Source organism: Blastococcus sp. KM273128, assembly GCF_021698975.1.
Lineage (GTDB): Bacteria > Actinomycetota > Actinomycetes > Mycobacteriales > Geodermatophilaceae > Blastococcus.
On the sequence record NZ_SSXA01000165.1, the window covers coordinates 1 to 1,243 of the forward strand.

Annotated in this window: 1 protein-coding gene; it reads right to left on the minus strand. The window is 72.2% G+C overall.

The genetic code is table 11. The features are described 5' to 3' along the window. Positions 1 to 8 precede the first annotated feature (8 nt). The gene (locus E9529_RS21415; RefSeq protein WP_236833276.1) at positions 9 to 1,064 is read right to left on the minus strand and encodes an IS30 family transposase; all 1,056 of its coding nucleotides are present in this window, start codon (positions 1,062 to 1,064) and stop codon (positions 9 to 11) included. Between the last annotated feature and the right edge of the window lie 179 nt (positions 1,065 to 1,243).

A 1,243-nucleotide genomic window follows, 5' to 3' on the forward strand; every position in this document is an offset into this window, starting at 1 on the left:
AGGCGGATTCAGGTGGTGGTTGCACCGCCGGTTGGTTGAGCGGCTGAGAGTAGGTCCTGGAGGGCTTCGGCGGGGGTTCTCCAGCCGAGGGTTTCGCGGGGTCTGCCGTTGAGTTCGGCGGCGACCACTGCCAGGTCGGTGGGGGTGTGGACGGCGAGGTCGGTGCCTTTGGGGAAGTACTGGCGGAGCAGCCCGTTGGTGTTCTCGTTGCTGCCGCGCTGCCAGGGTGAGTGCGGGTCGCAGAAGTAGATGGGCAGGTCGGCGGCGAGGGTGATCTCGGCGTGGCGGCGCATCTCCAGGCCCTGGTCCCAGGTCAGGGAGAGCCGGAGGTGTTTGGGCAGCTGCCCGATGCCGGTCACGATCGCCTCCTGCATGGCCAGTGGATCGACCTTGCCGGCGGGCAGGTGCAGCAGGATGCAGAAGCGGGTGGTGCGCTCGACGAGGGTGCCGATGTAGCTCTTGTTGGCCTTGCCGGCGATCAGGTCGCCTTCCCAGTGACCGGGCACGGCGCGGTCGGCGACCTCGGCCGGCCGCTCGCTGATCATCACCTTGCCGGGGATGCGGCGGTCGGGATCGGAGCGGCCATCGACCCGGCGGCGAGGACGCCGGATCGCCCGCCCGGTCCGCAGGGCGGTGTGCAGCTCCCGGCGCAGCAGACCCCGGCCCTGGACGTAGAGGGCCTGGTAGATCGCCTCATGCGAGGGGCGCATCGCGGGGTCGTCGGGGAACTCCGCGGCCAGCCGCATGGCGATCTGCCGCGGTGAGTACTTGCGCTCCAGATCGGCCTGCACCCGCTCCTGCAGCGGCGGGTGGGCCAGTTTGAACGGCTTGGGCCGGGCGCCGCGGGCCTCGGCGTCGAGCTGGGCCGGCACCGCCCGGTAGGGCCGGTCGGGATGGGTCGCTGCCCAGGTGGCCAGCTCCCGGCTGACCGTGGAGGAGGCCCGGCCCAGCTGCCGGGCGATCTGCGCGGCGCTCTGGCCAGCGGCGACCCCGACGGCGATCTCCTCCCGCTCGCTCAACGACAGGAACCGGCCCGCGGGCTCGCTGGTCTTCAGAGGCGGCACGCCACCAGCTTCCCGGAACCAGCGAACCCCCCGGTGCCGGGAAACCCGCGCCCGACGCGCGGCTTCCGCCGTCGGCGCCCCCTCCGCGATCGCCCGCCAGAACACCCGCAACGTCGACCTGGTGACCGCCACCGCATCCACCCCTCATCGAGGCGGTGCGACCACCACCTGACTCCGGG